General features: G+C 45.0%; 21 protein-coding genes. 8 read left to right on the forward strand and 13 right to left on the reverse strand.

What is annotated here, in order from left to right:
• Window positions 1-33 precede the first annotated feature (33 nt).
• Window positions 34-627, reverse strand: a complete 594-nt coding sequence (plsY, locus tag MST20_RS05345) for a glycerol-3-phosphate 1-O-acyltransferase PlsY (RefSeq protein WP_025809960.1) — start codon at window positions 625-627, stop codon at window positions 34-36.
• A gap of 178 nt (window positions 628-805) precedes the next feature.
• Between plsY and MST20_RS05350 the strand changes: the two genes are divergently transcribed.
• From MST20_RS05350 to parC, 3 genes are all read left to right on the forward strand, one after another.
• Complete coding sequence (locus MST20_RS05350; RefSeq protein WP_152848662.1) at window positions 806-1219, forward strand: CoA-binding protein; 414 nt, start codon at window positions 806-808, stop codon at window positions 1217-1219.
• Window positions 1220-1542: 323 nt separating this feature from the next.
• Window positions 1543-3510, forward strand: coding sequence for a DNA topoisomerase IV subunit B (gene parE / locus MST20_RS05355; RefSeq protein WP_075754576.1), 1968 nt, complete (start codon window positions 1543-1545; stop codon window positions 3508-3510).
• Window positions 3511-3514: 4 nt separating this feature from the next.
• Window positions 3515-5938 (forward strand): DNA topoisomerase IV subunit A, encoded by a 2424-nt coding sequence (gene parC / locus MST20_RS05360; protein WP_243940573.1) that lies wholly within the window; start codon window positions 3515-3517, stop codon window positions 5936-5938.
• A 261-nt stretch (window positions 5939-6199) separates the two neighbouring features.
• On the opposite strand, the gene MST20_RS05365 is transcribed toward parC, so the two are convergent.
• Window positions 6200-7291 (reverse strand): GntR family transcriptional regulator, encoded by a 1092-nt coding sequence (locus tag MST20_RS05365; protein WP_105980981.1) that lies wholly within the window; start codon window positions 7289-7291, stop codon window positions 6200-6202.
• A gap of 350 nt (window positions 7292-7641) precedes the next feature.
• Between MST20_RS05365 and MST20_RS05370 the strand changes: the two genes are divergently transcribed.
• The 4 genes from MST20_RS05370 (at window position 7642) to MST20_RS05385 (ending at window position 13122) form a co-directional block, all read left to right on the forward strand.
• Window positions 7642-9249, forward strand: coding sequence for a xylulokinase (locus MST20_RS05370; protein ID WP_243940575.1), 1608 nt, complete (start codon window positions 7642-7644; stop codon window positions 9247-9249).
• A gap of 23 nt (window positions 9250-9272) precedes the next feature.
• Window positions 9273-9968 carry an L-ribulose-5-phosphate 4-epimerase gene (locus MST20_RS05375; protein ID WP_243940577.1) on the forward strand — a complete coding sequence of 232 codons (696 nt, stop codon included), beginning with the start codon at window positions 9273-9275 and terminating at the stop codon, window positions 9966-9968.
• 42 nt (window positions 9969-10010) lie between these two features.
• On the forward strand, window positions 10011-11435 hold the full coding sequence (gene araA, locus MST20_RS05380; RefSeq protein ID WP_243940579.1) for an L-arabinose isomerase: 1425 nt from the start codon (window positions 10011-10013) through the stop codon (window positions 11433-11435).
• Between the two features lie 280 nt (window positions 11436-11715).
• Complete coding sequence (locus tag MST20_RS05385; RefSeq protein WP_243940581.1) at window positions 11716-13122, forward strand: sugar porter family MFS transporter; 1407 nt, start codon at window positions 11716-11718, stop codon at window positions 13120-13122.
• A 214-nt stretch (window positions 13123-13336) separates the two neighbouring features.
• Here MST20_RS05385 and MST20_RS05390 read toward each other — a convergent pair whose 3' ends face one another.
• The 3 genes from MST20_RS05390 to MST20_RS05395 form a co-directional block, all read right to left on the reverse strand.
• The gene (locus MST20_RS05390; RefSeq protein ID WP_243940583.1) at window positions 13337-14119 is read right to left on the reverse strand and encodes a (S)-acetoin forming diacetyl reductase; all 783 of its coding nucleotides are present in this window, start codon (window positions 14117-14119) and stop codon (window positions 13337-13339) included.
• 315 nt (window positions 14120-14434) lie between these two features.
• Complete coding sequence (locus tag MST20_RS21155) at window positions 14435-14560, reverse strand: hypothetical protein (RefSeq protein ID WP_261378965.1); 126 nt, start codon at window positions 14558-14560, stop codon at window positions 14435-14437.
• Window positions 14561-14589: 29 nt separating this feature from the next.
• Window positions 14590-14934, reverse strand: a complete 345-nt coding sequence (locus MST20_RS05395; protein ID WP_243940585.1) for a hypothetical protein — start codon at window positions 14932-14934, stop codon at window positions 14590-14592.
• Window positions 14935-15261: 327 nt separating this feature from the next.
• Here MST20_RS05395 and MST20_RS05400 point away from each other — a divergent pair, with 327 nt between their 5' ends.
• Window positions 15262-16674, forward strand: a complete 1413-nt coding sequence (locus tag MST20_RS05400) for an alanine/glycine:cation symporter family protein (protein WP_243940587.1) — start codon at window positions 15262-15264, stop codon at window positions 16672-16674.
• Window positions 16675-16720: 46 nt separating this feature from the next.
• On the opposite strand, the gene MST20_RS05405 is transcribed toward MST20_RS05400, so the two are convergent.
• The 8 genes from MST20_RS05405 to MST20_RS05440 all read right to left on the reverse strand — a co-directional run bounded on the left by MST20_RS05405 (window position 16721) and on the right by MST20_RS05440 (window position 26411).
• Window positions 16721-17065 carry a hypothetical protein gene (locus tag MST20_RS05405; protein ID WP_059231105.1) on the reverse strand — a complete coding sequence of 115 codons (345 nt, stop codon included), beginning with the start codon at window positions 17063-17065 and terminating at the stop codon, window positions 16721-16723.
• 112 nt (window positions 17066-17177) lie between these two features.
• Complete coding sequence (narI, locus tag MST20_RS05410) at window positions 17178-17864, reverse strand: respiratory nitrate reductase subunit gamma (RefSeq protein WP_059231107.1); 687 nt, start codon at window positions 17862-17864, stop codon at window positions 17178-17180.
• A complete protein-coding gene (gene narJ / locus MST20_RS05415) occupies window positions 17861-18403 on the reverse strand; it encodes a nitrate reductase molybdenum cofactor assembly chaperone (protein WP_020451628.1) in 543 nt (180 codons plus the stop codon). Before narJ ends, narI begins: the two co-directional genes overlap by 4 nt.
• A 17-nt stretch (window positions 18404-18420) precedes the next feature.
• Window positions 18421-19890: a nitrate reductase subunit beta gene (gene narH, locus MST20_RS05420; protein ID WP_020451629.1), complete on the reverse strand. Its 1470-nt coding sequence runs from the start codon at window positions 19888-19890 to the stop codon at window positions 18421-18423.
• On the reverse strand, window positions 19880-23566 hold the full coding sequence (locus MST20_RS05425) for a nitrate reductase subunit alpha (protein ID WP_243940589.1): 3687 nt from the start codon (window positions 23564-23566) through the stop codon (window positions 19880-19882). Before MST20_RS05425 ends, narH begins: the two co-directional genes overlap by 11 nt.
• Window positions 23567-23738: 172 nt before the next feature.
• A complete protein-coding gene (locus tag MST20_RS05430) occupies window positions 23739-24980 on the reverse strand; it encodes a DUF438 domain-containing protein (RefSeq protein ID WP_243940591.1) in 1242 nt (413 codons plus the stop codon).
• Window positions 24977-25219: a DUF1858 domain-containing protein gene (locus tag MST20_RS05435; protein ID WP_377903314.1), complete on the reverse strand. Its 243-nt coding sequence runs from the start codon at window positions 25217-25219 to the stop codon at window positions 24977-24979. The genes MST20_RS05430 and MST20_RS05435 overlap by 4 nt, the downstream gene beginning before the upstream one ends.
• Window positions 25220-25307: 88 nt before the next feature.
• Window positions 25308-26411 carry a TIGR04053 family radical SAM/SPASM domain-containing protein gene (locus tag MST20_RS05440; protein ID WP_243940595.1) on the reverse strand — a complete coding sequence of 368 codons (1104 nt, stop codon included), beginning with the start codon at window positions 26409-26411 and terminating at the stop codon, window positions 25308-25310.
• Window positions 26412-26446 lie beyond the last annotated feature (35 nt).

Genomic DNA, 26446 nt, shown 5'->3' on the forward strand with positions numbered 1-26446 from the left:
CGATCATGAAAATATAATGTTTTTCGGACATGCTCATTTTTTGCCGGACATCCACTTGATTTTAGGCTCGGTTTTATCCATAATGCGTTTAATGTTCGTCCTGTGTCTGTATACGACAAACGCCGTTAGAAAGGCGACGACTGCCACCAATAAAAGATCTTTCGTAAACAGGCTGTAAACCGTTGTATACAAGCCGGTTAAAATGGAAGAAAGCGATACATATTTTGTGATATACAAAAACAGAAAGAACACCGCAATCATTGTGAGAAACAGAAAAGGCTGATAGCAAAGCAATACGCCTCCGGAAGTAGCGACAGCTTTTCCGCCTTTAAATTTTGCGAACACAGGGAACATATGCCCGATGACTGCGGCTACACCGGCCAACAAAGGGTGTACGCCGATGTGGAGGATGGCGGGCAGAAAGGCGGCGAGCGTCCCTTTCAAAATATCCGCAGCCACCACGATGGAGCCGGCTTTCACCCCAAGTGTCCGGAATGCATTGGTGGCGCCAAGATTGCCGCTGCCGTGTTCCCTGATGTCGATTCCTTTGGCGGCCTTTCCGACAATTAATCCGGACGGAATGCTGCCGAGTAGATAGGCTAAAACAAATAATAAAGCAATTAACATTTCATTTCTCCTTTTTAGATGATCCCTTCTCTTTATTTTAACATGAGAGGCGCCTTTCATGACGGCTTTTCTTTAAAAGTACCGTATATATCATACAAGATAATGCGCCCTAATCATATGAAAATTTTGATTATCGCCTTTGCTTTCGTGTAAACTGAACGTAAAAGGAGTGATCGCCATGGAAAACCCTTCTAAACAGGAAATCAAAAGCATTCTTGAAAACAGCAAACGAATCGCGGTAGTCGGCCTGTCCGACAATCCTGAAAGAACATCGTACATGGTATCAAAAGCGATGCAGGACGCGGGATATGACATCATCCCTGTCAATCCGGCCATAGATGAAGCGCTGGGCGTCAAGGCTGTGGCATCATTAAAAGACATTGAAGGACATATTGATATCGTCAATGTGTTCAGAAGATCCGAACATCTGCCCGATGTCGCAAAGGAATTCCTGGAGATAGACGCAGATGTGTTTTGGGCGCAGCAGGGGCTTGTCAACGAAGAGGCTTATCGGCTTCTGAGCGAAAAAGGCTATACGGTGATTATGGATTTGTGTATAAAAGTGGCGCACGCGTTAACAAAATCGGCATAAAAAAGACAAAAATCCTTGTTTTTTCAAGGGTTTTTGTCTTTTTTATGCGAGAATATGTTTGCGAATTGCTGTGGAAAACGGCTACAATAAGTCTTGGACAGTTTTTTTAAGAATGATTTTCCAATTGCTGGTGGAAAAGCCTTGTCCTCCAGGGGACGAATCGTGTAAAATGACGGCTGTGCAAAAAAGCGGCTTTCATTTTAACATGTTCCCGACAATGCTTGAAGCGATTGGAAAAGAATCGGATAATACTTTGCTTTACATAACAGAGTGTGTATTATTCTTTATAAGCAATGTTTGATTTTTGAAAGGGGTTTATGCATTTGGTTAAGAAACAGCAAGTTGACTATAATGATGATTCCATACAGGTGCTCGAAGGCCTGGAAGCGGTCAGAAAACGCCCCGGTATGTACATCGGTTCGACAGACAGCCGGGGCCTGCACCATCTCGTATATGAAATCGTCGATAATTCCGTCGATGAAGTCCTCGCGGGCCATGGGAATCACATTATAGTAAAGATACATAAAGATAACAGCATATCGGTGCAAGACAGAGGCCGGGGAATGCCAACAGGAATGCATAAGCTCGGCAAACCGACTCCCGAAATTATTTTGACAGTGCTGCATGCCGGAGGAAAGTTCGGCCAAGGCGGCTATAAAACGAGCGGGGGGCTGCACGGCGTCGGTGCATCCGTTGTAAACGCCCTGTCCGAGTGGCTGACAGTCACGATTGAGCGGGACGGAAATGTTTACAGGCAGCGTTTTGAAAACGGCGGCAAACCGGTGACATCCCTTGATAAAATCGGAACGACCAAAAAGACCGGCACCCTGATTCATTTCAAGCCTGATCCTACGATGTTCAGCACAACGACATTTAACTTTGAAACGCTTTCAGAGCGTCTGAGAGAATCAGCCTTTTTGTTAAAAGGATTAAAAATCGAATTGATCGATGAACGCGATCAAACAAAAGAAACGTTTTTATACGAAAACGGAATCGAAGCTTTTGTCGCTTATTTAAATGAGGAGAAAGACGCGCTTTCTGAAGTGGTCTCATTTGAAGGGGAGCACAACGGCATCGAGGTGGACTTCGCGTTTCAATTTAATGACGGCTATTCCGAAAACATCCTGTCATTCGTCAATAATGTCAGAACAAAGGACGGGGGAACCCATGAGTCCGGTGCAAAAACGGCGATGACGAGAGCATTCAACGAATATGCGAGAAAGGTGGCCCTTTTAAAAGAAAAGGACAAAAACCTTGAAGGAACGGACATCCGGGAAGGCCTGTCAGCAATCGTTTCCGTCCGGATTCCAGAAGAGCTTCTGCAATTTGAAGGACAGACAAAAGGAAAGCTCGGCACGAGTGAAGCAAGGTCAGCCGTTGATGCGATCGTCTCCGAGCAGCTCGCATATTTCCTTGAAGAAAACAGGGAAACGGCAACATTGCTCGTCAAGAAAGCGATTAAAGCCTCCCAGGCAAGAGAAGCTGCGAGAAAAGCAAGAGAAGAGGCAAGAAGCGGAAAGAAAAGAAAGAAATCCGAAGCGACGCTCTCCGGCAAGCTGACGCCTGCACAATCAAGGAATCCGTCCAAAAACGAATTGTATCTCGTGGAGGGTGACTCTGCCGGAGGATCAGCAAAGCAGGGAAGAGACCGGAAATTCCAGGCTGTCCTGCCGCTCCGCGGAAAGGTTATCAATACGGAAAAAGCGAAGCTGGCCGATATTTTTAAAAATGAAGAGATCAATACGATCATTCACGCGATCGGCGGAGGGGTCGGCGCCGATTTTGACATTGAGGACATTAATTACGACAAAGTCATCATCATGACAGATGCGGATACAGACGGCGCTCATATCCAAGTGCTGCTCCTGACTTTTTTCTACCGCTATATGAAGCCGCTGATCGAGCACGGAAAAGTGTTTATCGCGCTTCCGCCGCTCTATAAAGTCAGCAAAGGGTCGGGCAAAAAAGAAATCATTGAATATGCTTGGTCTGATGAGGAAATGGACGACGTCCTCAAAAAAGTCGGAAAAGGATATACGATTCAGCGCTATAAAGGTCTCGGCGAAATGAACGCTGACCAGCTTTGGGAAACGACAATGAACCCGGAATCAAGAACGCTTGTCAGAGTTAAAATCGATGACGCAGCCCGTGTGGAAAGGCGCGTGACGACATTGATGGGCGACAAAGTTGAGCCGAGAAGAAAATGGATTGAGAAAAACGTCGCTTTCGGACTTGATGAAGAAAGCAACATTTTAGAAAACGAGAATTTATCGGTCGCTGAGGAGGTTTAAATAAATGGCACAGCCAGAGATTTATCATGATTTACCATTGGAAGACGTGATCGGCGACCGTTTCGGCCGATACAGCAAATACATTATTCAGGATCGGGCGCTCCCTGACGCCAGGGACGGCCTGAAGCCTGTTCAAAGAAGAATCCTATACGCCATGCATGCGGAAGGAAACACGCACGATAAGAATTTCCGCAAGGCCGCAAAAACGGTCGGTAATGTAATCGGGAACTATCATCCTCACGGAGACAGTTCGGTCTACGAAGCGATGGTGCGGATGAGCCAGGACTGGAAGGTTCGCAACGTGCTGGTTGAAATGCACGGTAACAACGGAAGCATCGACGGTGATCCGCCGGCTGCGATGCGTTATACAGAAGCAAGGCTCGCAGCGATCGCTTCAGAGCTTTTGCGAGATATTGACAAAGAAACGGTCGAGTTTGTGCCAAACTTTGATGATACAAGCAAGGAGCCCGTCGTCCTTCCGGCGATGTTCCCGAACCTGCTTGTCAACGGATCGACAGGGATTTCCGCCGGGTATGCGACTGACATTCCGCCGCACCATCTCGGAGAAGTGATCGATGCCGTGATAAGGCGGATTGACTCGCCGAACTGCAGTGTGGATGACCTTATGGAGCTCGTAAAAGGACCGGACTTTCCGACCGGAGGAATCATTCAGGGGAAAGAAGGCATAAAAAAAGCCTATGAAACCGGAAAAGGTAAAATCATCATCAGGGGCAAAGCCGAGATCGAAACGATCAGAGGCGGCCGCCAGCAAATTGTCATTACTGAAATTCCGTTTGAAGTCAACAAAGCGAATTTAGTGAAAAAAATGGACGAATTCAGGATTGAACGGAAGGTCGAAGGGATTTCCGAAGTCCGTGACGAGACCGACCGGACAGGACTCAGAATCGTGATTGAGCTGAAAAAAGAAGCGGATGCACAAGGCATTTTAAATTTCTTGTACAAAAACTCGGATTTGCAGATTCCGTACAACTTTAACATGGTGGCTATTCATAACAGAAGACCGATGCTGATGAATCTCACATCGATTTTGGACGCTTATATCGGCCACCAAAAAGAAGTCATCACAAACCGTTCTCAGTATGAGCTGAAAAAAGCGAAGGAAAGGCATCATATCGTAGAAGGATTGATGAAGGCACTGTCCATTTTGGACGAAGTCATCGCGACGATCCGCTCCTCCAATGACAAGCGCGATGCCAAAAACAATCTGATCGAAAAGTTCGCATTTACAGAGCCGCAGGCTGAAGCGATCGTTTCATTGCAGCTGTACAGGCTGACAAACACAGATATTACGGCCCTTCAACAAGAAGCAAAAGAACTCGACCGGAAGATCAAAGAGCTGGAAGAGATCCTTTCCAATGACAAGAAACTCTTAAAAGTGATCAAAGACAACTTGAAAAAGGTGAAGAAAACCTATGCCGGTCAAAGGCGTTCTGTCATCGAAGAAAAAATCGAAGAAATCAAAATCAATCTTGAAGTGATGGTGGCGTCTGAAGACGTTTATGTGACCGTGACGAAAGACGGTTATATTAAACGAACGAGCCAGCGGTCTTTTGCTGCATCAAACGGCCAGGACTTCGGCATGAAAGATACCGATCGTCTGCTCTGTCAGCTGGAAATGAATACGACAGACGTACTGCTCTTGTTCACAAATAAAGGGAGCTATGTGTATTGTCCGGTTCACCAGCTTCCTGATATCAGATGGAAAGACCTGGGTCAGCACATCACAAATATCATATCGATCGACAGCGATGAATCCATCGTCAAGGCGATCCCTGTCAGAGAGTTTACCGAATCTGAATACCTGCTGTTCTTTACGAAAAACGGAATGGCGAAAAGAACTCAGCTGATGCAGTATAAAGCACAGCGCTATTCAAAAGCACTGGTCGCTCTTAACTTAAAAGGCGACGATGAAGTGGTCGATGTTCATGTAACGGACGGAACGAAAGATTTGTTTATCGCAACACATTCCGGCTACGGTCTGTGGTTCTCAGAAGATGAGGTCAGCGTCGTCGGCGCAAGGGCGGCCGGTGTCAAAGGCGTCAATTTGAAAGACGGCGACTTTGTCGCCAGCGGGCAGGTGTTAGAGGAATCGGATGTGCTTGTGCTCGCGACCCAGCGCGGATCTATTAAGCGGATGAACCGCACCGAATTTGAAAAAACGTCACGGGCGAAACGAGGGGTTCTCATGCTGAGGGAACTGAAGAAAAAACCTCACCGCATCACCGGGCTGCTCGCATGCTCATATCATGCTCAAATCACGCTTCAAACCGAAAAAGGTATCACAGAGGAGCTGCTTGTCAAAGATATCAAGCTTCATGACCGGTACAGCAACGGTTCTTTCATCATCGACGAAGATGAGGCAGGGGAAGTAACAGATGTATGGATCAGCAAACATGAACTGGAGTGAAATCGACCTCATATCACAACATGCCCATCAAGAATAGAACCGCGAAGAATGCTGCTGAAAAAGAACATGCCAGATAAACCTTAAACAGGTTGATTTTTAAACACTAGGCTACTTTTCTTGTGATACAAGCTTTTTTCTTTGTTGGGCTTCTTTTTGGAGTAAGCGTCAAATACATGAAAATTCTCTGCTGCTTAATTGATAACAGAGTAAAACAACCCAGTCCGTATTCACGCCTTTAGTGAACATGGACTGGGTTTTCCTTTATTGTACGTCTAACTCTTTTACGGTTTCACCTTCAATTAACACAGGCTGATAGTAGGTTTCGTTTGGTAAGTCCTTCTTTCCTTGTAATTTCTTGATGACCCAATCAGCTGCATCGTGTCCCATTTGTTCTTGAGGATGTGTCAATGTTGTTAGTTTGATATTCGCATTTTTGGCAATATACGAATTATCCTGACCAATAATTGACAATTTGTCCGGGACAGAAATATTAAGTTGTCTGCATACATTTGCTACTTCCAACCCTACTTCGTCGTTATAGCAAACAATTGCAGTCAACACGTCTCTCTTTTCATTTAAAAACTTCTTCAGGTTTGTGTATAGGTCCAGCTTCGTCTCTGTATTGTATGAAAGCACATGCTCTGGTTGAAATCGTAATTTGGCTTCACCAAGCGCTTTTATATAGCCCTTCATTCGATACTTTCCTTGTAAATCATCCATTTTTGAAATGAGACCAATTTGTGTATGCCCTTTTGATATTAATTCTTTTGTAGCGAGATAGCTTGACTGCACATCATCGAGACAAAGAAAAGGAACATCTAATTCTTCATAATAAGCATTGATCATGATGAAAGGAATATCCTGTTCCTTAAACGATAAATAGTAAGCAATATTAGGATTGTATAGATTACTTTTCGTAGGTTCAACAATTAAACCATCTACGCCAAATGACAGCATCATTTCCAAAGCTTTTTTTTCTTGTTCGACATCATTATTTGTACTAGCTAATAGTAACGAATAATTAGCCTCATTCAATCTCCCTTCAATTCCGCGAATAATTGAGGGGAAAATGTAATCTGAAATGTAGGTCGTGATTACACCGATTATTTTATTATTGGAATTCCCGCCAGGTTTTGATTGATACTGGTTACTTACATAAGTGCCAGACCCTTTTTCACTTCTTAAAAACCCCTCGTTCGCCAGCTCTAAAATGGCCTTTCGAACAGTGTGCCGGCTGACTTTATACTCTTCTTGTATGGCGGATTCAGTAGGAATTTGTTCTCCTACCCTGTAAACTCCTGAAAGGATTTTACTTTTTATATCATTAATGATGACCTTATACTTTGGCTTCATTTCACTCACTTCTTTCATAATTGTTCGCATTCTAATTTTTTTAATTGAATGATTTGTGTGGACATATTTTATCATGGCTTTCAATGAATGAAAAGATTTCGCCTTATTTTCGTGAAAATGAACAGTAATTCTAATTTTTTTCTTTAGATTTTATGTTATACAAATACCTTTTATTATAAGCGTTTAAGAGAAAACGAACAGAAATTTCGTTGTGATATTTATATGAACATATTAATTCTTAATTGACAAATGTACGTACAAAAAATATACTAAGTCTGTAATTAAGTTAAGCGAAAAGGGGAATGCCTTCTTTCGAATAATTTTGAAATCGCTATCAGAGGGGGGATAACGTGAAAACGAATCAAGTAAACATCAAGCAGGCGATAACTGAGGGAGAAACATCACTTGGAATTGAATTCGGATCCACACGTATTAAAGCGGTGTTGATTGATCGTAGTTTTGAAACAATCGCATCTGGAAGTTATGAGTGGGAAAACCGCTTGGAAGATGGATTTTGGACGTACAACTTAGTAGATATTATTACCGGGTTGCAAACAGCTTATAGTGAAATGAAGAATGAAGTTGAACGAAATTATGGCATCACCATTCGCAAAATCGGTTCTATCGGATTTTCTGCCATGATGCATGGATATATGGCTTTTGACAACACAGGGGAGCTGCTTGTTCCGTTTCGAACTTGGCGTAACTCAACAACCAGTGCTGCAGCAAAAGAATTAACTGATCAATTTCAATTCAATATCCCTGAACGGTGGAGTATTGCTCATTTATATCAAGCGATATTAAATGAAGAGAAGCATTTGCCTCGCATTGATTATATCACCACTTTAGCCGGGTACATTCACTGGTTGCTGACTGGCAATAAAGCAATTGGCATTGGAGATGCTTCGGGCATGTTCCCAATTGATGAATCAACGCAAAATTACAATGAATCGATGGTCAAGCAATTTGATGAATTGATTTCGAACAAAGGCTATCCTTGGAGGATAAAGGATATTCTTCCTAAAGTTTATATTTCAGGCGAGCAAGCTGGCGAATTATCCGAAATTGGCGCGAAAATTCTCGATCAATCAAAAAATTTACAACCAGGCATTCCGATTTGTCCGCCGGAAGGCGATGCCGGAACAGGAATGGTTGCTACGAATAGTGTGAGGAAACGCACTGGAAACATCTCAGTAGGAACTTCAGTTTTTGCCATGATTGTATTAGAGAAAGAACTTTCAAAAGTATATCCGGAAATTGATTTGGTAACAACGCCAAATGGCAGTCCGGTTGGAATGGTTCATGCGAATAACTGCTCAAGCGATATGAATGCTTGGCTAGGGTTGTTTCGTGAATTTTTTGAGGCAATGGGACAAAAGGTTGAAATCAATAAATTATTCGAAGTGATGTTGAATAAAGCATTGGTAGCTGACTCAGATGGCGGCGGCTTACTAAGCTACGGTTATTTCTCCGGTGAAAATATTACAGGACTAGAAAAAGGCCGGCCGTTATTTGTCCGCTCACCAGAGAGTCGTTTCGATTTAGCGAACTTCATGCGGACACACCTTTTTGCAGCTTTTGCAGCTTTGAAAATCGGAATGGATATTTTGACCAAAGAGGAAAAAATTGAAATTGATAGCATTTTAGCTCACGGCGGTTTATTCAAAACCCCTCTTGTCGGACAAAAAATAGTTGCAGCTGCAATGAATACGCCAGTATCGGTGATGGCAACAGCCGGAGAGGGCGGTGCGTGGGGGATGGCTATTCTTGCTTCTTACATGATGAACAAAGATCAAGAAGAAAGCTTGGAAGATTTCCTCGACAAAAAAGTCTTTGAAGAAGATGCCGGGCAAGAAATTTACCCTGATCAATTAGATGTTGAAGGATTTGAAGCATTTATCGAACGGTACAAAAAAGGTTTAATGATTGAGCAGGCCGCTGTGGATCATTTGATTTAATGAGTGGAAAGTGAGGGGTTGACGTGCTAGAACAACTGAAAGAAGAAGTGTTACAAGCAAATTTGGACTTGCCTAAATATGGACTCGTGAAATACACATGGGGAAATGCAAGTGCCATTGACCGTGAAACTGGTTTATTCGTTATCAAACCTAGTGGTGTTGATTATGAAACAATGAAAGCTAGTGATATGGTGGTTGTTGATTTAGATGGCCATGTTGTTGAAGGAGTACTGAGGCCTTCATCAGATACAGCGACTCACGCGGTACTTTATAAGCATTACCCTGAAATTGGAGGAATTGTACACACTCATTCAACTTGGGCGACAATCTGGGCTCAAGCAGGCCTTGATGTTCCCGCGATGGGAACCACTCATGCAGACACATTCTATGGTTCCGTGCCATGTGCCCGTTACTTGACACAAGAGGAGGTTGATCGAGGTTACGAAGCAGAAACAGGTCATGTCATTATCGAAACTTTTAAAGAGCGCGGGTTAGATATTTTAGTTGTTCCTGGTGTCTTACTTCACGGTCATGGTCCATTTACTTGGGGCAAAGATGTAAAATCAGCAGTATTGAATAGTGTGGTGTTGGACGAAGTCGCGAAAATGAATTTATTTACACGAGAATTAAATCATTTTGCAAACGAATTACCACAATATATTTTAGATAAACATTATTTACGCAAACACGGTGAAAATGCTTATTATGGTCAAAAGTAAATCGATTCTATCAAACTATTCATTTTAGAAAAGAGGGTTATGATGTTAACTACAGGAAAAAAAGAATTTTGGTTTGTCGTAGGTTCACAACATCTTTATGGGGAAGAAGCGCTGGAAGAAGTCAGAGCGCACGCGCAAGCCGTGACTGATGCTCTAAATGAAAGCGCTGTATTGCCATACCCGCTTGTATTGCAAGATTTAGCTGTGAGTGCAGATAAAATCACAAACATCATGAAAGAAGTGAACTATCGTGACGAAGTTGCCGGTGTTATCACTTGGATGCATACTTTTTCACCTGCAAAAATGTGGATTCGCGGAACGAAATTATTACAAAAACCGTTACTTCATTTAGCGACACAATTTAATGAAAGTATTCCATGGACAACGATTGACATGGACTTTATGAACCTAAACCAATCTGCTCATGGGGACCGTGAATATGGTTTTATCAATGCCCGTTTGAAAAAACAAAATAAAGTTGTCGTAGGTTATTGGGAGCGTCCTGAAGTGCAACAGCAAATTGCGGAATGGATGGACGTAGCGGTTGCTTATAACGAAAGCTTCAACATCAAGGTCGCTCGATTTGGTGACAACATGCGTAACGTTGCTGTTACTGAAGGGGATAAGGTTGAAGCGCAAATTCAATTTGGCTGGACAGTTGATTACTTTGGCATTGGTGATCTTGTTCAATACGTGAATTCGGTTACAGATGAAGACATTAATCAATTGTTTGCTGAATATGCAGATCTTTATGAATTTGATTATGGTAGTTACAGTCAGGAAGATTGGGAGAAGAGCGTAAAAGTACAAGCAAGCTATGAAATCGCCATTAAACGCTTCCTGGAAGATGGTGGTTATCATGCCTTCACAACTAACTTTGAAGATTTATATGGGATGAAACAACTTCCGGGTCTTGCCGTCCAACGTTTGATGGCCCAAGGATACGGCTTTGCTGGTGAAGGAGATTGGAAAACGGCAGCGCTCGATCGCTTACTTAAAGTGATGAGCCGCAACCAATCAACCGGCTTTATGGAAGATTACACATATGAATTAGCTGCCGGTCAAGAATCAATCCTTCAATCACATATGCTTGAAGTTGACCCATCTTTAGCAAGCAACAAACCGAAAATTATCGTATCTCCATTAGGTATTGGTGATCGTGAAGACCCGGCGCGCTTAGTGTTCGACGGAAAAGCAGGAGATGGTGTGGTTGTTTCAATGGCAGACTTTGGTACGCACTACAAACTGTTGATTAACGAAGTTTCTGCATTTGAACCAACTGTTCCGGCACCAAACCTTCCAGTGGCACGGGTGCTTTGGGAAGTGAAGCCTAACTTCCAGGATGGAGTGAAAGCGTGGCTTGAGAATGGCGGCGGTCACCATACAGTTGTTTCATTGAATGTAACAACAGATCAAATGATCACTTATGCAAAACTGGTTGACCTGGAATATGTGGTTATTAAGTAATGCCTCTAACCTCCGAGGAGGTTCTGCTTCCTTGGAGGTGAAAAATAGGGATATCAGATATCGAAATATTCATGATTTTGTAAGCGTTATCGTCATATTCCGGAAAAATTGAAAGCGTTTAATAATAGGCGAATAAAACCATGATGTTAGTGAGAAATCCCACCTATATCCTAGCATGTATTTGCGGTTTGAAAACACTTTTATGAGTTCTTAAAAAGCCATCGATAATTTTGGTGGCTGGATTACACAGTATCATTTCAACCTTGAGGAGGGAACTTTAATGGTTAATGAAAAGAAAATCTCAAGTGGCTTCATTTATTTTTTCGGGGCTTTTGCCGGCATTCTTTTCGGTTATGATATCGGCGTTATGACGGGTGCTTTGCCTTTTCTGCAACATGATTGGAACCTTCAAGACAACGCCGGGGTTATTGGCTGGATTACCTCTTCGGTCATGTTAGGCGCTATTTTTGGAGGCGCCCTGGCCGGACAGCTTTCTGATCGTTTGGGACGTCGCAAAATGATTTTAATTTCCGCTGTCATTTTTGTTGTTGGATCCATTTTGTCAGGAATAGCACCTCATAACGGGGTCCTGTTTTTGATTGTTTCTCGGGTTTTATTGGGATTGGCCGTTGGTGCTGCTTCTGCATTGGTCCCGGCCTATATGTCGGAAATGGCGCCTGCACGTTTACGCGGACGGCTGTCAGGAATTAATCAAACCATGATTTGTTCTGGAATGTTGCTTTCTTACATTGTTGATTTTCTCTTGAAAGATTTGCCGGAAACAATGGCATGGCGGTTGATGCTTGGTTTGGCTGCCGTACCTGCTTTGATCTTATATGTTGGAATGTTAAAGTTACCCGAATCACCGCGTTTTTTAATCAAGAACAATAAACTTGATGAAGCTCGCAAGGTGTTGAGCTATATTCGCTCTAACAAAGGAGAGATTGATTCTGAAATAGCACAAATTCAAGAAACTGCAAGAGAAGAGACGAAGGCAAATCAAAAAGCATCTTGGTCTACACTATTAAGTAATAAATATCGTTTTTTATTAATTGCCGGTGTCGGTGTTGCCGCCTTTCAACAATTCCAGGGTGCGAACGCAATTTTTTATTACATTCCTTTGATTGTAGAAAAAGCAACAGGGAATGCAGCAAGTTCAGCGTTGATGTGGCCGATTATTCAAGGCGTTATTCTCGTGCTAGGTTCATTACTATTCATCATGATTGCTGATAAATTTAATCGCCGCACTTTATTAACAGTAGGCGGAACCGTTATGGGGCTGTCCTTTATTTTGCCGGCAATATTGAATATATTAATTCCTAATGCAAATCCGATGATGATGGTTGTCTTTTTAAGTATCTATGTAGCACTTTATTCATTCACATGGGCTCCTTTAACTTGGGTCATCGTTGGAGAAATTTTCCCTCTGGTCATTCGCGGGCGTGCGTCTGGATTAGCTTCATCATTTAACTGGATTGGCTCTTTCTTGGTTGGATTGCTATTTCCTATTATGACCGCTTCGATGTCTCAAGAAGTTGTGTTTGCAATCTTCGGTGTGATTTGTTTACTTGGAGTTGTATTTATCCGGACACGCGTCCCTGAAACTCGAGGTCGCAGTTTAGAGGAAATCGAAAGAAATGGAGGAAATAAACAAATTGACGGAAAAAGCGCGCAAATAAACCTATGAGGTTTGGAGCGGAATAGAAAGGAGTTATCTTGGTTGCCGCTTATCGCAGGGGAAATCTTTGCACTAGTGCAACAGGGGTTTCAAAGGGAAGACGTTCTTTGGTCAAAATTTTTAAACGGGGCGTGGTTGGACGAACCGTGACGATATCAGCTCTAGCTTGTTATTCAATATGGAGGCGGAAAATTCCGCCCTCCATATTGAATAAATTTTAAAATTAATTAAATACCATTCCGCCATCAATGATAAGAGACTGGCCGGTCATATAATCTGAGTCCGGCCCTGCAAGGTAAGAAACGCATGCTGCTACATCTTCCGGCTCTGATAAGCGTTTTAATGCAATATTTTTAGCGAATTGTTCCATTCCCCATTCAAATGGTTTGCCTGCTTCATCAGCGGTTTGCTGTGCAATCCCCATCATCATAGGCGTTTTAACGATACCCGGACAAAAGGCGTTAACAGTAATACCTAATTCAGCTAGATCTTTTGCCGCCGTTTGCGTAATCCCGCGAACAGCGAACTTTGTTCCGCCGTAAACTGCCAAGCCCGGGTTACCGACTTGGCCGGCTTGAGAAGAAGCATTAATGATTTTCCCGCCGTGCCCAAGTTCTTTAAAGGCTTTTACAGCTGCTTGTATTCCCCAATAAGTACCGCCGACGTTAACATCATAGACTTTCCGATAATCTTCATATGTAATGCTTTCAATAGGTGTGGTTGGTCCAAGACCTGCATTGTTGATCACCACATCAAGACCGCCGAGGCGTTTAACCGTTTCATCGACTGCTTTAAAAACATCGTCACGATCAGCAACATCCACTTTAACTGCAATTGCCTTACCGATTTGCTGGTTAATGTCCTCAGCAACTTGTGTCGCAGTTTCTGCATTATAATCGGCAACTGCAACAGCGAACCCATCCTCCGCCAAGCGTTTGCAGATTGCTTCGCCAATTCCTTGGCCTCCGCCAGTAACAAAAGCAATTTTTCCGGATACTTTACTCATATGAACATCTTCTTTCTATAAGTAATTGGTATTTAATTGGTACAGTAACATTATATCTTATATTTGTAGATTTGAAATAAAACGGCGGCAGTTGTTAAAAAAATGTTTAAAATTTTTCGAAAAAATTTAATTGTTTTTGAAGAAGATGGAAAAGTTGTATTTAAGTATAATAGAATTGTTCCGCTTTAAAGTCTTACTGCAATCAGAAGACAAAGGAAGACCAAATGAAAAGGCATGAATCCGTGCAATGCCGGATTCATGCCAATCAAACTGCTTTATGAAATTTTATTGTCCAGCTTTTTCGGGTCGCTAAATTCAGCTGTCCTGGCGATTGAAAAGATCGGTAAACGCATGCATGAATTCAATTCCTTGAAAAACAAACAAATTGATTGCTGCCAATGAAAATAGTCCAATAATCACCGTTCTTATGATAAATAACATGTTAAAACCTCCCGTTTTTTTTCGTATGGTTATGGTTTTAAAACATGCACTTTATCGAAATAAGAAGAGTGATAGAACACCGCGAGCATAAATGCCTTCAGATGCTCTTTCCGCCTGTTCATCATGAACGCCTGGCCGGAAGCCGCAGCTAAGATTAAGAGAAGGATGGATTCAGCTCCGAAGCCGAGTGAATTCCACAATGATTTCGCCTTTTCGTCACCATATTTGCCGACTGTCAGTTCATGGAGTTCATCTCCTGAAACAGCGGCTTTTTGCGTATGGTGATTTGCCGGCATCTGGGGCATTGAGAACGAATGAAGGCTCGCAATGACTAAAAAGAATATGGACAGTTGCAGAAACAATGTCTTTTTCATTTGATCTCATCCCCTTAGTATCTCATCATCTTAGCATATTTTATGTGATAAGAAAAGATGATTATTTTGTGACAGTTGGCAAATATTTATTGACAACATGAGATTTTTCGTAGCGCATTCGGAATGAAAGCGCATTTTTATGTATGAATAAAGATGATACTCTGCTATAATGAGCATTAGGTCTAAAGTAATAATGATGCAAACAGCCTTTATGTTTAAAAAACAGAAAATTCTATCTAGTTTTTCTTGTGTCATTATTATGATATAATCCTACCATGTTAGAAAACTTAACATCAAAACAAAATTCGTTTGTTTCAGGAGGGTGCTATGGAAGAAATTTTAAGCGAAATCATCAATGTCCCGAGCGGTTTTATTTGGACTTATTTAGTCTATATATTAATAGGAATAGGCCTGTTCTTTACGTTTAAATTGAAATTCGTTCAATTCCGCTATTTCTTCGAGATGTTTCGTATCGTCGGACAAAAGGAGGAGAAAGGAAAAGGCGTCTCGTCTTTGCAGGCTTTCTTTATTTCCGCCGCTTCGCGTGTCGGCACGGGGAACCTGACCGGTGTCGCGCTTGCTGTTGCAACAGGAGGACCGGGAGCGGTCTTTTGGATGTGGGTTGTCGCGCTTGTCGGTATGGCTTCCAGCTTTGTGGAAAGTACGCTGGCTCAAGTGTACAAGGTCAAAGACGGCGATCATTTCAGAGGGGGGCCTGCTTATTACATGGAAAAAGCGCTGGGCGCCAGATGGATGGGCATTATCTTTGCCGTTTTAATTACGATTACATTCGGCTTGATTTTTAATGCGGTGCAAGCCAATACGATCGTCGGTTCGATGGAAGGGGCTTTCAACCTTGATAAAACAACGGTCGGCATTATTTTGGCGGTTTTGACCGGATTTATCATTTTCGGCGGTTTGAAACGCGTCGTGACTGTCACGCAATTGATCGTTCCGGTTATGGCGGTCATTTATCTTGCGCTTGCTTTATTTGTCGTGCTGACAAATATCTCTCAAATACCGGCCGTTTTCGCGATGATTGTGAAAGATGCTTTCGGGATCGAGCAGATTGCAGGGGGTACGCTCGGCAGCATCATTATTATCGGTGCGAAGCGCGGCTTGTTTTCAAACGAAGCCGGAATGGGAAGCGCGCCGAACGCAGCGGCGACTGCCAATGTCTCTCACCCGGCGAAGCAAGGCTTTATCCAAACGCTTGGCGTATTCTTTGATACGATGGTCATCTGCAGTGCGACAGCCTTTATGATTCTGCTGTTCAATCTGACGCCGGGCAAAGAGCTTGACGGCATTCAAATTACACAAGCAGCCATGCAGCATCACATTGGAAGCTGGGCGCCTGCGTTTGTCGCAGTGGCGATTTTCCTGTTTGCTTTCAGCTCAATCGTCGGAAACTACTATTATGGTGAGACGAACATTGAATTTATTAAAAAGAGCAAGACGGCGCTTGCTGTTTACCGTACAGCCGTTGTTGCAATGGTGATCTTCGGATCTGTATCCGGTTTCCAGCTTGTGTGGGACATGGCGGATTTATTTATGGGATTAATGGCGATCATTAACCTGATTGCGATTTTGCTTCTTTCCGGGATTGCTGCGAAAGTGCTGAAAGACTATACTGAACAGCGCAAAGCAGGGAAGAACCCTGTCTTTAAGGCAAGCTCGATTCCAGGTCTGAAAAACACAGAGGCTTGGGAAGACGAGAAGGAAACATTGCAATCGAAATAAACCATATGAAAAAAGGCGTCCTTGGGGGGCGCCTTTTTCTTATTTTTTACTGACAGCTGAAAGAAGTGATCTCGTTCAGGTCAATACCGAAGTAAACCCAGCGGAATTGACGCGGCCTCCAGCGGTAGCCCGCAATCGAATGACGGCCGACGAAAACCGGGTAGAACCAAAAACGGCTGCCGTTTCTTAAGCGGATGAACGTGTATTTGAACAGGCATCTTCTGATTCCGCCGGGATCAACGGCAAATACCGAAGGGCCGGTGTCTTGCGGAAATTGGCTCGGCGGCGGGGGGAGCAGCTGCTGTTGCTGCTGTCCTCCTGCTCCCGGAGGCGGACCCGGCGGAAATTGCTGGCGATACGGATCATATAGTGAAGGATCGTATGGATACAATAAAAACGCTCCTTTCTGATGGTTTGCTTTATCGTATGATTGATGGGGACTATGGGTAGCTTGCCTATGGAGAAAAAAATCCCTAAAGCCGTTTTAGCTTTAGGGAAAATGTTTACATGCTTTTCCGGGGCGCCCGTTTCCGATAAACAACATAGCTTCTTGTCAAATATTTTAGCGGCATGCTGAATACGTGGACGAGCCGAGTAAACGGCCAGACGATGAAAATGACGTAGCCCATGATGATGTGAAGCTTAAACCAGAGGGGCACGCTCGCCATAAGCCCGGCATCAGGCTTGAATAAGAAAATGTTGCGAAACCACGGGCTGATTGTTGTCCTGTAGTCGAATCCTTTTGAATCAATGTTCAAGAAGGTTGCTGCAAGCCCAGTCGTCATGACGAATAACAAAGCGACCAGCGTGATGAAATCACCGGCAGAGCTCGTTTTTCGAATCCGTTTGTCCGTGAATCTGCGGTAGGTCAATATGATAAGTCCTGACAGCGCGGCGATGCCTGCGGGCAGTCCGAAACCGATCGCGATTTTATGGTACATATGCTCTGATACGCCGAGCGCCTCATAAAGGCTTTCCGGAATTAAAATTCCCATCACATGCCCGCCGATGACAAAAAAGATTCCCCAGTGAAAAAGGCTGCTGCCAAGCGCCAATTTTTTCTTTTCGAGCATTTCGCTTGATTTGGCCGTCCAGCCAAACTGATCATGTTGATAGCGGTATATATGTCCTCCGATAAAAATGGTGATGACGATATAGGGGAGGATGACCCACAGTATTTGTTCGATCATGGCTGTACATTCCTTTCAACACCAATTTCCTCTAAAATCATCATTAATCCGTCCAATAACGGCGTATAGATGCTTTCATTCTCTGAAAGCTGCAATCTTAATTCTTCCAGGTTCGCTGCGTATTTTTGGAAAACAGCCGCAGCTTTTTCATGATCGGCGACTGCAGCAAATTCAAGCATGAGCGGCAGATAATCCGGCAGCTCTTTGTCTGTCGGCTGAAAACCGGACTGCTGATACAGATCTTTCAGCTGCAGCAATTCAATTCCGCGCTCCCTTTGTTCACCGGAGTTGAAATAGGTGACATAAAGGTTCGTTTTTTTGCCGAAATCAAACGTATATACGTACGTTTCGATCAATTCCTCAGACGAATAGGAAGCCGCGCTTTCCAAGAAGGCAAGCAGATGTCCTTTCAGCGCTTCATGTTCGATTTCGCCGATGATCTGCTGCCATTCGGAACGTTCTTTTCTCCACTCTTCATCAGGGTAGGAGAGGAGGTGAGAAAGAGCGGCAAAAACGGTTTGTTTGTCTGTTCCATTCATGAAGCTTCCCTCCAGTGTTATATGTTTTGGCAAGAGCCGGGTCCTCCGGCAAACGATAATCCGCAGCTTCCTTGTTCCATGTACAGATCCGCGACTTCTTCGCGATGGGTTTGCGGAATGACAAAGCGGTCATCGTATTTGGCGATCGCAAGCAGACGGTACATATCTTCAATCTGCTCTTCAGTCAATCCGGTATCTTGAATCAGGGCTGAATCGATCTGTTTGTTCGTTTGGGTCGCCCGCATGTACATACGCATCACAGACATTTTCTTTAATGTCGTTCTTATATGGTGTGTATCACCGGCAGTCAGCAAATTGGCCAAATATTCGATCGGAATCCGCATTTCATCAATGGCAGGGAAGATATCTTCAGCTGATTGGGCCGTTCCTTTTCCTTCAAACATATTCATAATCGGACTGAGCGGCGGAATATACCATACCATCGGCAATGTCCGGTATTCAGGATGCAGCGGCAGAGCGATTTTCCAATCGATGATCATTTTGTAGATCGGAGATTTTTGCGCTGCTTCGATCCACTCCAGCGGAATGCCTTGCGCTTTTGCTTCTTCTGCGACAGCGGGATCATTCGGGTCAAGGAAAATCTCCAGCTGGGAGTGATATAGATCTTTTTCATTTTCGGCTGAAGCCGCTTCTTCGACTTTATCTGCATCATAAAGCATGACGCCGAGATAGCGGATTCTGCCGACGCATGTCTCAGAGCAGATTGTCGGCAGTCCTGCTTCAAGGCGGGGGAAGCACAATGTGCATTTTTCCGCCTTGTTCGTCTGCCAGTTGAAATACACTTTTTTATAAGGGCATGATGATACACAGTGTCTCCATGAGCGGCACGCATTTTGATCGACGAGAACGATCCCGTCTTCTTCGCGTTTGTACATCGCTCCCGACGGACAGGAGGAGACGCAGGAAGGATTGATGCAGTGTTCGCATATCCTTGGCAGATACATCATAAAGACGTCTTCAAATTCAGTCTTGATCGATTCTTCCATTTTTTTGACGTTTGGATCTTGAAGGCCTGTAATGTGGCCGCCGGCAAGATCGTCTTCCCAGTTCGGACCCCATTCAAGGTTCATGAAGTCTCCCGTAATGGAAGACTTCGGCCTTGCAACAGGCTGGTGTTTTTTCTCCGGACTGTTTGTCAGCGTTTCATAATCATAGTTCCAAGGTTCATAGTAGTCATCGATCGTCGGCTGGTACGGGTTGTAGAATAAATTCATGAGCCGTGTTGTTTTGGCGCCTGATTTGAGCTGAAGTTTGCCTTTTTTCAGCTCCCAGCCGCCTCTGTATTTATCCTGGTCTTCCCATTGTTTAGGGTAGCCGATGCCCGGTTTTGTTTCGACGTTGTTGAAGTACATATATTCTGCACCGGAACGGTTTGTCCATGTGTTTTTGCATGTGACGCTGCATGTATGGCAGCCGATGCATTTATCAAGGTTCATCACCATTCCGATTTGAGCTTTAATCTTCAAGCCAATCGACCTCCTTCAATTTTCTGATCACGACATTGAGGTCGCGCTGATTTCCTGTCGGCCCGTAGTAGTTGAATCCGTAGCTGAGCTGACCGTAGCCTCCGATCATCTGCGTCGGCTTGACATGGATGCGGGTCGGGCTGTTATGGGTCCCTCCGCGGTTATTCGTCAGTTTTGTCCCCGGCACATTGATATGCCGGTCTTGGGCATGGTGCATAAAGGCCATTCCTTTTGGAATCCGGTGTGATGTCACGGCCCGCGCAACGACGACTCCGTTTCGGTTAAAGCACTCGATCCAGTCGTTGTCCTGAATGTCGGTTTCTTCCGCATCGTCTTTATTCATCCAGACTGTCGGCCCGCCTCTGAAAAGGGTAAGCATCGGCAGGGAATCAAAATACATGCTGTGAACCGACCATTTATTATGCGGTGTTAAGTAGTTTAACACGATTTCTTTTCCTTCCTGATCCGGACGCTTGTTCAAGAAAGGGCGGTGGATCAGGATCGGTTTGAATGTCGCCATGTTCTCGCCGAATTCCGTCATCATTTCATGATCAAGGTAAAAAGACTGTCTGCCGGTCAGCGTTCTCCACGGAATCAGTTTTTCAACGTTCGTCGTAAACGGAGAATAACGCCGTCCGCCTTTTTCAGAACCGCTGAAAGCAGGGGAGGTGATCACCGTTTTCGGCTGAGCTGAAATTTGCTCAAATGTAAAGCATTCCTCTTCCCGTTCTTCAGCTAAGTCTTTCAACTCAAGATTCGTTATTTTTTCAAGCGATTCCCACGCTTTAACGGCTACTTTCCCGTTTGAAGTGGAAGAGAGGGTCAATACCGCTTCCGCAGCCTGTCTTGCATCACTGATGTCAGGACAGCCTTTGGCGATCGTGTCGTCTTTTACGACGCCGAGCGTTTTTTTGAGGGAATCATATTCTGCTTCAACAGACCAGTTCATTCCTTTCGTACCAAACGGCTGTTTGACAACATTCGGTCCAAGCGATGTCATCTTATTGAAAATCTGCTTGTAATCCCGTTCCACAACATGAATTTGCGGCATTGTTTTGCCGGGAACGGCAGGGCAGTCGCCTTTGCTCCAATCTTTGATTTTCCCGAGCGGCTGCGCCATTTCCTGTGGAGTGTCATGGAGAAGAGGAGTCGCAACAGCCTCTTTTACAGGTTCCATGTCCATTTCTTCAGCCAGATTGGAAACCGCTTTTGCCAATGCTTTGAAAATATCCCAGTCAGACTTTGCTTCCCACGGCGCGCTGATTGCCGGATTAAACGGATGGATGAACGGATGCATATCCGTGCTGCTGAGATCGTGCTTTTCGTACCAGGTGGCCGCAGGGAGCACGATATCTGAATAAAGGGCTGTTCCCGCCATCCGGAAATCGAGATTGACCAGTAAGTCGAGCTTGCCTTCAGGCGCTTTGTCACGCCATGTGATTTCTTCGGGGCGGATGCTGTCCTGATCATCGTTCATCAGTCCGTTCGTCGTGCCGAGCAAGTGCTTCAGAAAATATTCATGACCTTTGCCGGAGCTCGAGATTAAGTTGGCTCTCCAGACAAATAAATTTCTCGGGAAGTTCTTTTCATTGTCAGGATCTTCAATCGAAAACTTGAGCTTTTTCTCTTCAAGCTGTCTGGCGATATAGCTTCCGACTTGCTGAGCGTTCTCAGCGCCTGCTTTTTCAGCTTCTTTATACAGATCGATACTGTTTTTCTCAAACGTCGGATACGATGGAAGCCAGCCGAGTCTTGCCGCCAGCACATTGTAATCGGCGTGGTGCTTGTAGCGCGATGTTTTTGCGATAGGGGAAGCGAGCCCGCTGATTTCCTGATCTTCATAGCGCCACTGGTCGGTGGCGAAGTAGAAAAATGATGTTCCGTTTTGCAGTTTGGCAGGGCCTCCCCAGTCTTTTGCCGTCGCGATCGTCTGCCATCCTTCGGCCGGCCGGAGTTTTTCCTGGCCGACATAGTGGGCCCAGCCGCCTCCGTTAACTCCTTGAGCTCCGACGAGAAGCACAAGGTTCAGCACAGCTCTGTAAATGGTGTCTGAATTGAACCAATGGTTAATCCCGGCGCCGACAATGATCATTGAGCGGCCCTCTGTGTCAATCGCATTTTGCGCAAATTCCCTCGCGATCTTGATCACCATTTCACTTTTAATGCCGGTAATCGGCTCTTGCCAAGCCGGTGTAAACGGTTCAGGATCATCAAATGATGCCGGCGTCTGTCCGTCGATTCCGCGGTTGACGCCATAGTTGGCGAGCGTCAGGTCGAAAACGGTAGAAACAAAAACTTCCTCGCCGTCCAGAATCATTTTTTTGATCGGAAGCGGTCTTTCAAGCACTTTATTGCCGTCATGTGAGAAGTAAGGAATGTTGACCGTGCCGATCATATCTTCGTGTCCAAGCATGGAAAGCCGAGGTGTGATCGGTTTTTCTGAATCCTCATCAACCATGCGCAGATTCCATTTTCCTTGGCCGTCCCAGCGGGAGCCCATCGTGCCCTGCGGAATCGCAAATCCATCTGTGTCTTCGTCCCAAACGGCAGGCTTCCACTCATCATGCTCTGTCGCACGCCCGATATCTTTAGCATGGAGGAAGCGGCCTGCTGTGAACGTTCCGTTTTCCTCTTTCAAAGTCACCAAAAACGGGAAATCGGTATATTGTTTTGCATAATCAATAAAACGCTCCGTCTTCTGGTTGACATAAAAGTCTTGCAGAATGACGTGGCCCATCGCCATGGCCAGTGCGCCGTCCGTTCCTTGTCTGATGCTCAGCCAATCATCGGAAAACTTTGAGGACTCGGCAAAGTCCGGGCTGATCGAAATCACTTTTGCTCCTTTATAGCGGGCTTCGGCTAAAAAGTGAGCGTCAGGCGTTCTGGTAAGCGGCACATTAGAACCCCATGTCATGATGTAGCCTGAATTGTACCAGTCGCTGCTTTCCGGAACGTCGGTTTGATCTCCCCAAATTTGCGGTGAAGCAGGAGGGAGGTCGGCATACCAGTCATAGAAGCTCAGCATCGGCCCGCCGATCAGGGACATAAAGCGTGACCCCGCTGCGTGGCTGAGCATCGACATGGCTGGAATCGGCGAGAAGCCGACATTGCGGTCAGGACCGTATTTGGCAATGGTGTACAGAAGGGAAGCCGAAATCAGCTTCAGGACTTCGCTCCATTCGGCGCGGACAAATCCGCCTTTTCCGCGCGCCTGTTTATAGGCCTTTGCTTTTTCAGGGTTTTCGATAATTGATTTCCATGCTTCCAGCGGATTTTTGCTGCTGTCTAGCGCCTCGCGCCACATCTGGATCAGCACACCGCGTACATACGGATATTTCACGCGGAGCGGGCTGTATATATACCAGGAAAAGCTCGCTCCCCGCGGACAGCCGCGCGGTTCAAAGTCCGGCATATCAGGGCCAGTCGAAGGGTAATCGAGTCGCTGCCCTTCCCATGTGACGATCCCGTTTTTGACGTAGATATTCCAGCTACAGGAGCCTGTACAGTTCACCCCGTGGGTAGAGCGAACCACTTTGTCATGCTGCCATCTATTTCTGTATACATCTTCCCAATTCCGGTCTTCATAAGTGGTTTGGCTGTGTTGATTGGAATGGCGTTCAATCGGAGAGAAATAATTTAATCTCCTGAAAATGGGACTCTGTTTCTTTTTCTTCATTGCTGGTTCACTCCTTCTGAGTCATTGATGCTACCCTCACTATATATGGAGGAGGCGCTGGACCTTGTTAAATTTGTCACATGGTTTCGGGTTTTCACAAATTTGTCACATTTTCAGGAGGGGGAGAGGGAGGACAAAAAAACAGCCTGCAGGAAGCGGGCTGTCGAATGGGTCAATCGCTCGTGTTCATAATTCTCTTTTCCCCGGTTATCTCTTGAATCGGGGCGATGTTCTGGGTGAATTCCAAGGTTCCGATATAGCGGCCGTTTTCATCGCGTACGGCAAAATAGCGGATGAACACGTATTTGTCTTTAAATTTGATCCAAAAGTCTTCAACGTCTTTTTTGCCGGATTTAAAGTCGTCAAGAAGTTTGTTGACGATGTGGACGCTTGCCGGCGGATGGCAGTTTTGGACGGTCCGGCCGATTACGGCTTTTGTCCGTGCGAAAATCCGTTCCTTTCCGTGTGAAAAATAGCGGACCACATCGTTTTCATCGATGAAGGTGATATCGACCGGAAGATGGTTCATCATGTGCTCAAGCTGGGCCACGGACAGAATACCCGTAGGGAGCCTGACATATCCGTCAGCCGCCTCTTCTGTTGTTTTGAGCTGATGGCGTTCAGGCTTCCACACCGTTTCCGGAACAGTCAGGCAATATCCGATCTCGTCGCTCTCAGCCGCGATTTTCAGCCATTCGTCTTCTGTCAGCGTTCTGAGCGCCATCGGCAAGAGGATGTTTTCTTCTTTATAAATCATTTCTGTGCCTTCTTGAATGATAAACGTTAGCTCGCGGATGACTTCATCTTTTTTATCCGGCGTATACTCTTCCAACAAACGCTTCACTTCTTTAATGCTCTTGCGGATAAAATCATCGACAGCCCACATCACTTGGCTGGGCCCAGTAATTCCGTACTTTTCTAAATAGGGGAACAGAAGATTTTCTTTTCTGCTGTAATGTTTGTCGACATCGGCGAGCAAGTTTAAGTCTGCGAGCAGCTTGAGAATGTTGTCGCGGTGATCTTCTTTTTCAAAGCGTTCCAAATGAAGCTGCATTTTAAAGTTCAAAAGGAGGTCGATTTCTTTATTTTCTTTCATAAAAGTATGAACGGGATGGCCTGGCTGCTTATCGGCGTCAGCGCGGTGAATGTCTTCAATCGACCCTTTAAACACAGCGGCGTGAACGGAACAGAGCTCTTGAATTTCTTCGGGTGTAATGCCTTCTTCCTTCATTAACGCCTGTTCCAGCTGAGCGATTTCTTCGGCATTGACTGAACCGAATGCCTTTTCAAACCGTTTCTTGACGTCGGCAAGCGGTTTTCCTTTATGAAGGTCGATGATGATTTCTTTCAGAAGCTGCTTTTTTTCCTCTGGCAGACCTTGCTGCGTTTCCCGGTTGTTAATGATTTCGCTCATTGTTTTTCTCCTTTCCAAACGGGGTCAAATCCGTGCGCTTTCAATATGTCTAAGACATGCGGCCATTCGATTTGCATCATTCGCGCACCTTTTGGAATCGTCATGATGCGCCCGGCTGTTTCCAGCATGCCGGGCTTCGTAATGCTTTTAAACCCGGCTTCCTTCATCACGGCTTTTAGTTCAGGATGCGATGTGCAAAGTTCGTATACGGAATCGTTCAAATCAATTTTTTTATGCAGAGGGATCACATCCTTTGATAGTGATGATCATTCTCATCTATACCGTAATACAAGTATGCTGAAAAAAATGTGACGTACATCACATTTTTCAGCGCAAAGCCTTCGGAATATAAATACAGCTCGGGTCGCTTTCCAGGTAATCGCCCGTCAGAGCATAGGCACGCGAGCGCGAACCCCCGCACACATGGCGGAATTCACAGACGCCGCATTTCCCTTTAAATCCGTCCGGATTTCGCAAATCCTTAAAGATCGGTGATTCGCGATAAATCTCAGCCAGCGGCTGTTCGCGGATGTTTCCGGCTTTAAACGGCAGGAGTCCGCTTGGATATACATCACCGATATGGGAGATAAACATAAAGCCGTTGCCATCGTTCACACCTTTCGGGGCCCGGCCCAATCCGCCGATCACATCCATTTTCCCTTTCTGCAATGCGTGTTCATAGCGGATTTTCATGTTGGGGTCTTTGGCTTCCCGCATTTTTTGCTGAATAACGACCCGTCGGTAGTGCTGGGCAGCTGTCGTTTTGATGTCAAAAGGCGCTTCTTTTGCCAAGCGGCTGAGCCAAAGAAAGACTTTTTCATGGTCCACCGGCGAAATCATATCTTCCCGCTTCGCGCGGCCTGTCGGGACGAGAAAAAACACACTCCATAATACACAGTTCAATTCTTCGATCAGCTTTGCCATTTCATCCAGGTAATCGATGTTATAAGCGGATATGACGGTATTAATCTGCAGAGGCAGCTGACATTCATGAATGTAGCGTATGGCCTTCATGGTCAGGTCGAAGGAACCGTCCGTTCCTCGAAAATGATCATGAATCTCCCGGGTCGGGCCGTCCAAGCTGAACGCCCATCGGGATAAGCCAATTTCTTTTGCTGATTGAATCGCTTCTCTTGTAACATTCGGCGTGGCACTCGGGGTCATGGAGACGCGAACCCCTTTTTGGACGGCATACTCAATAATGGCGAATACGTCGTCTCTCATTAAAGGGTCACCCCCTGTCAGCACGAGGAGGGGATTGTCCATCGCATGAATTTGATCGATTAAATCTTTTCCCTCTTTCAGGGTGAGCTCCCGCGGATCGCGTTTATTTTGAGCCGATGCCCGGCAATGAAGGCACTTGAGCTCGCACGCTCTTGTCAGCTCCCAAATGACGATAAACGGAGACTTGTCGAAATCGCAATGTATCATCTTTCATCTGTCCTTTCGTTTGCATTCATGTGTAT

Source organism: Bacillus sp. B19-2, assembly GCF_022832475.1.
Classification (GTDB): domain Bacteria; phylum Bacillota; class Bacilli; order Bacillales; family Bacillaceae; genus Bacillus; species Bacillus paralicheniformis.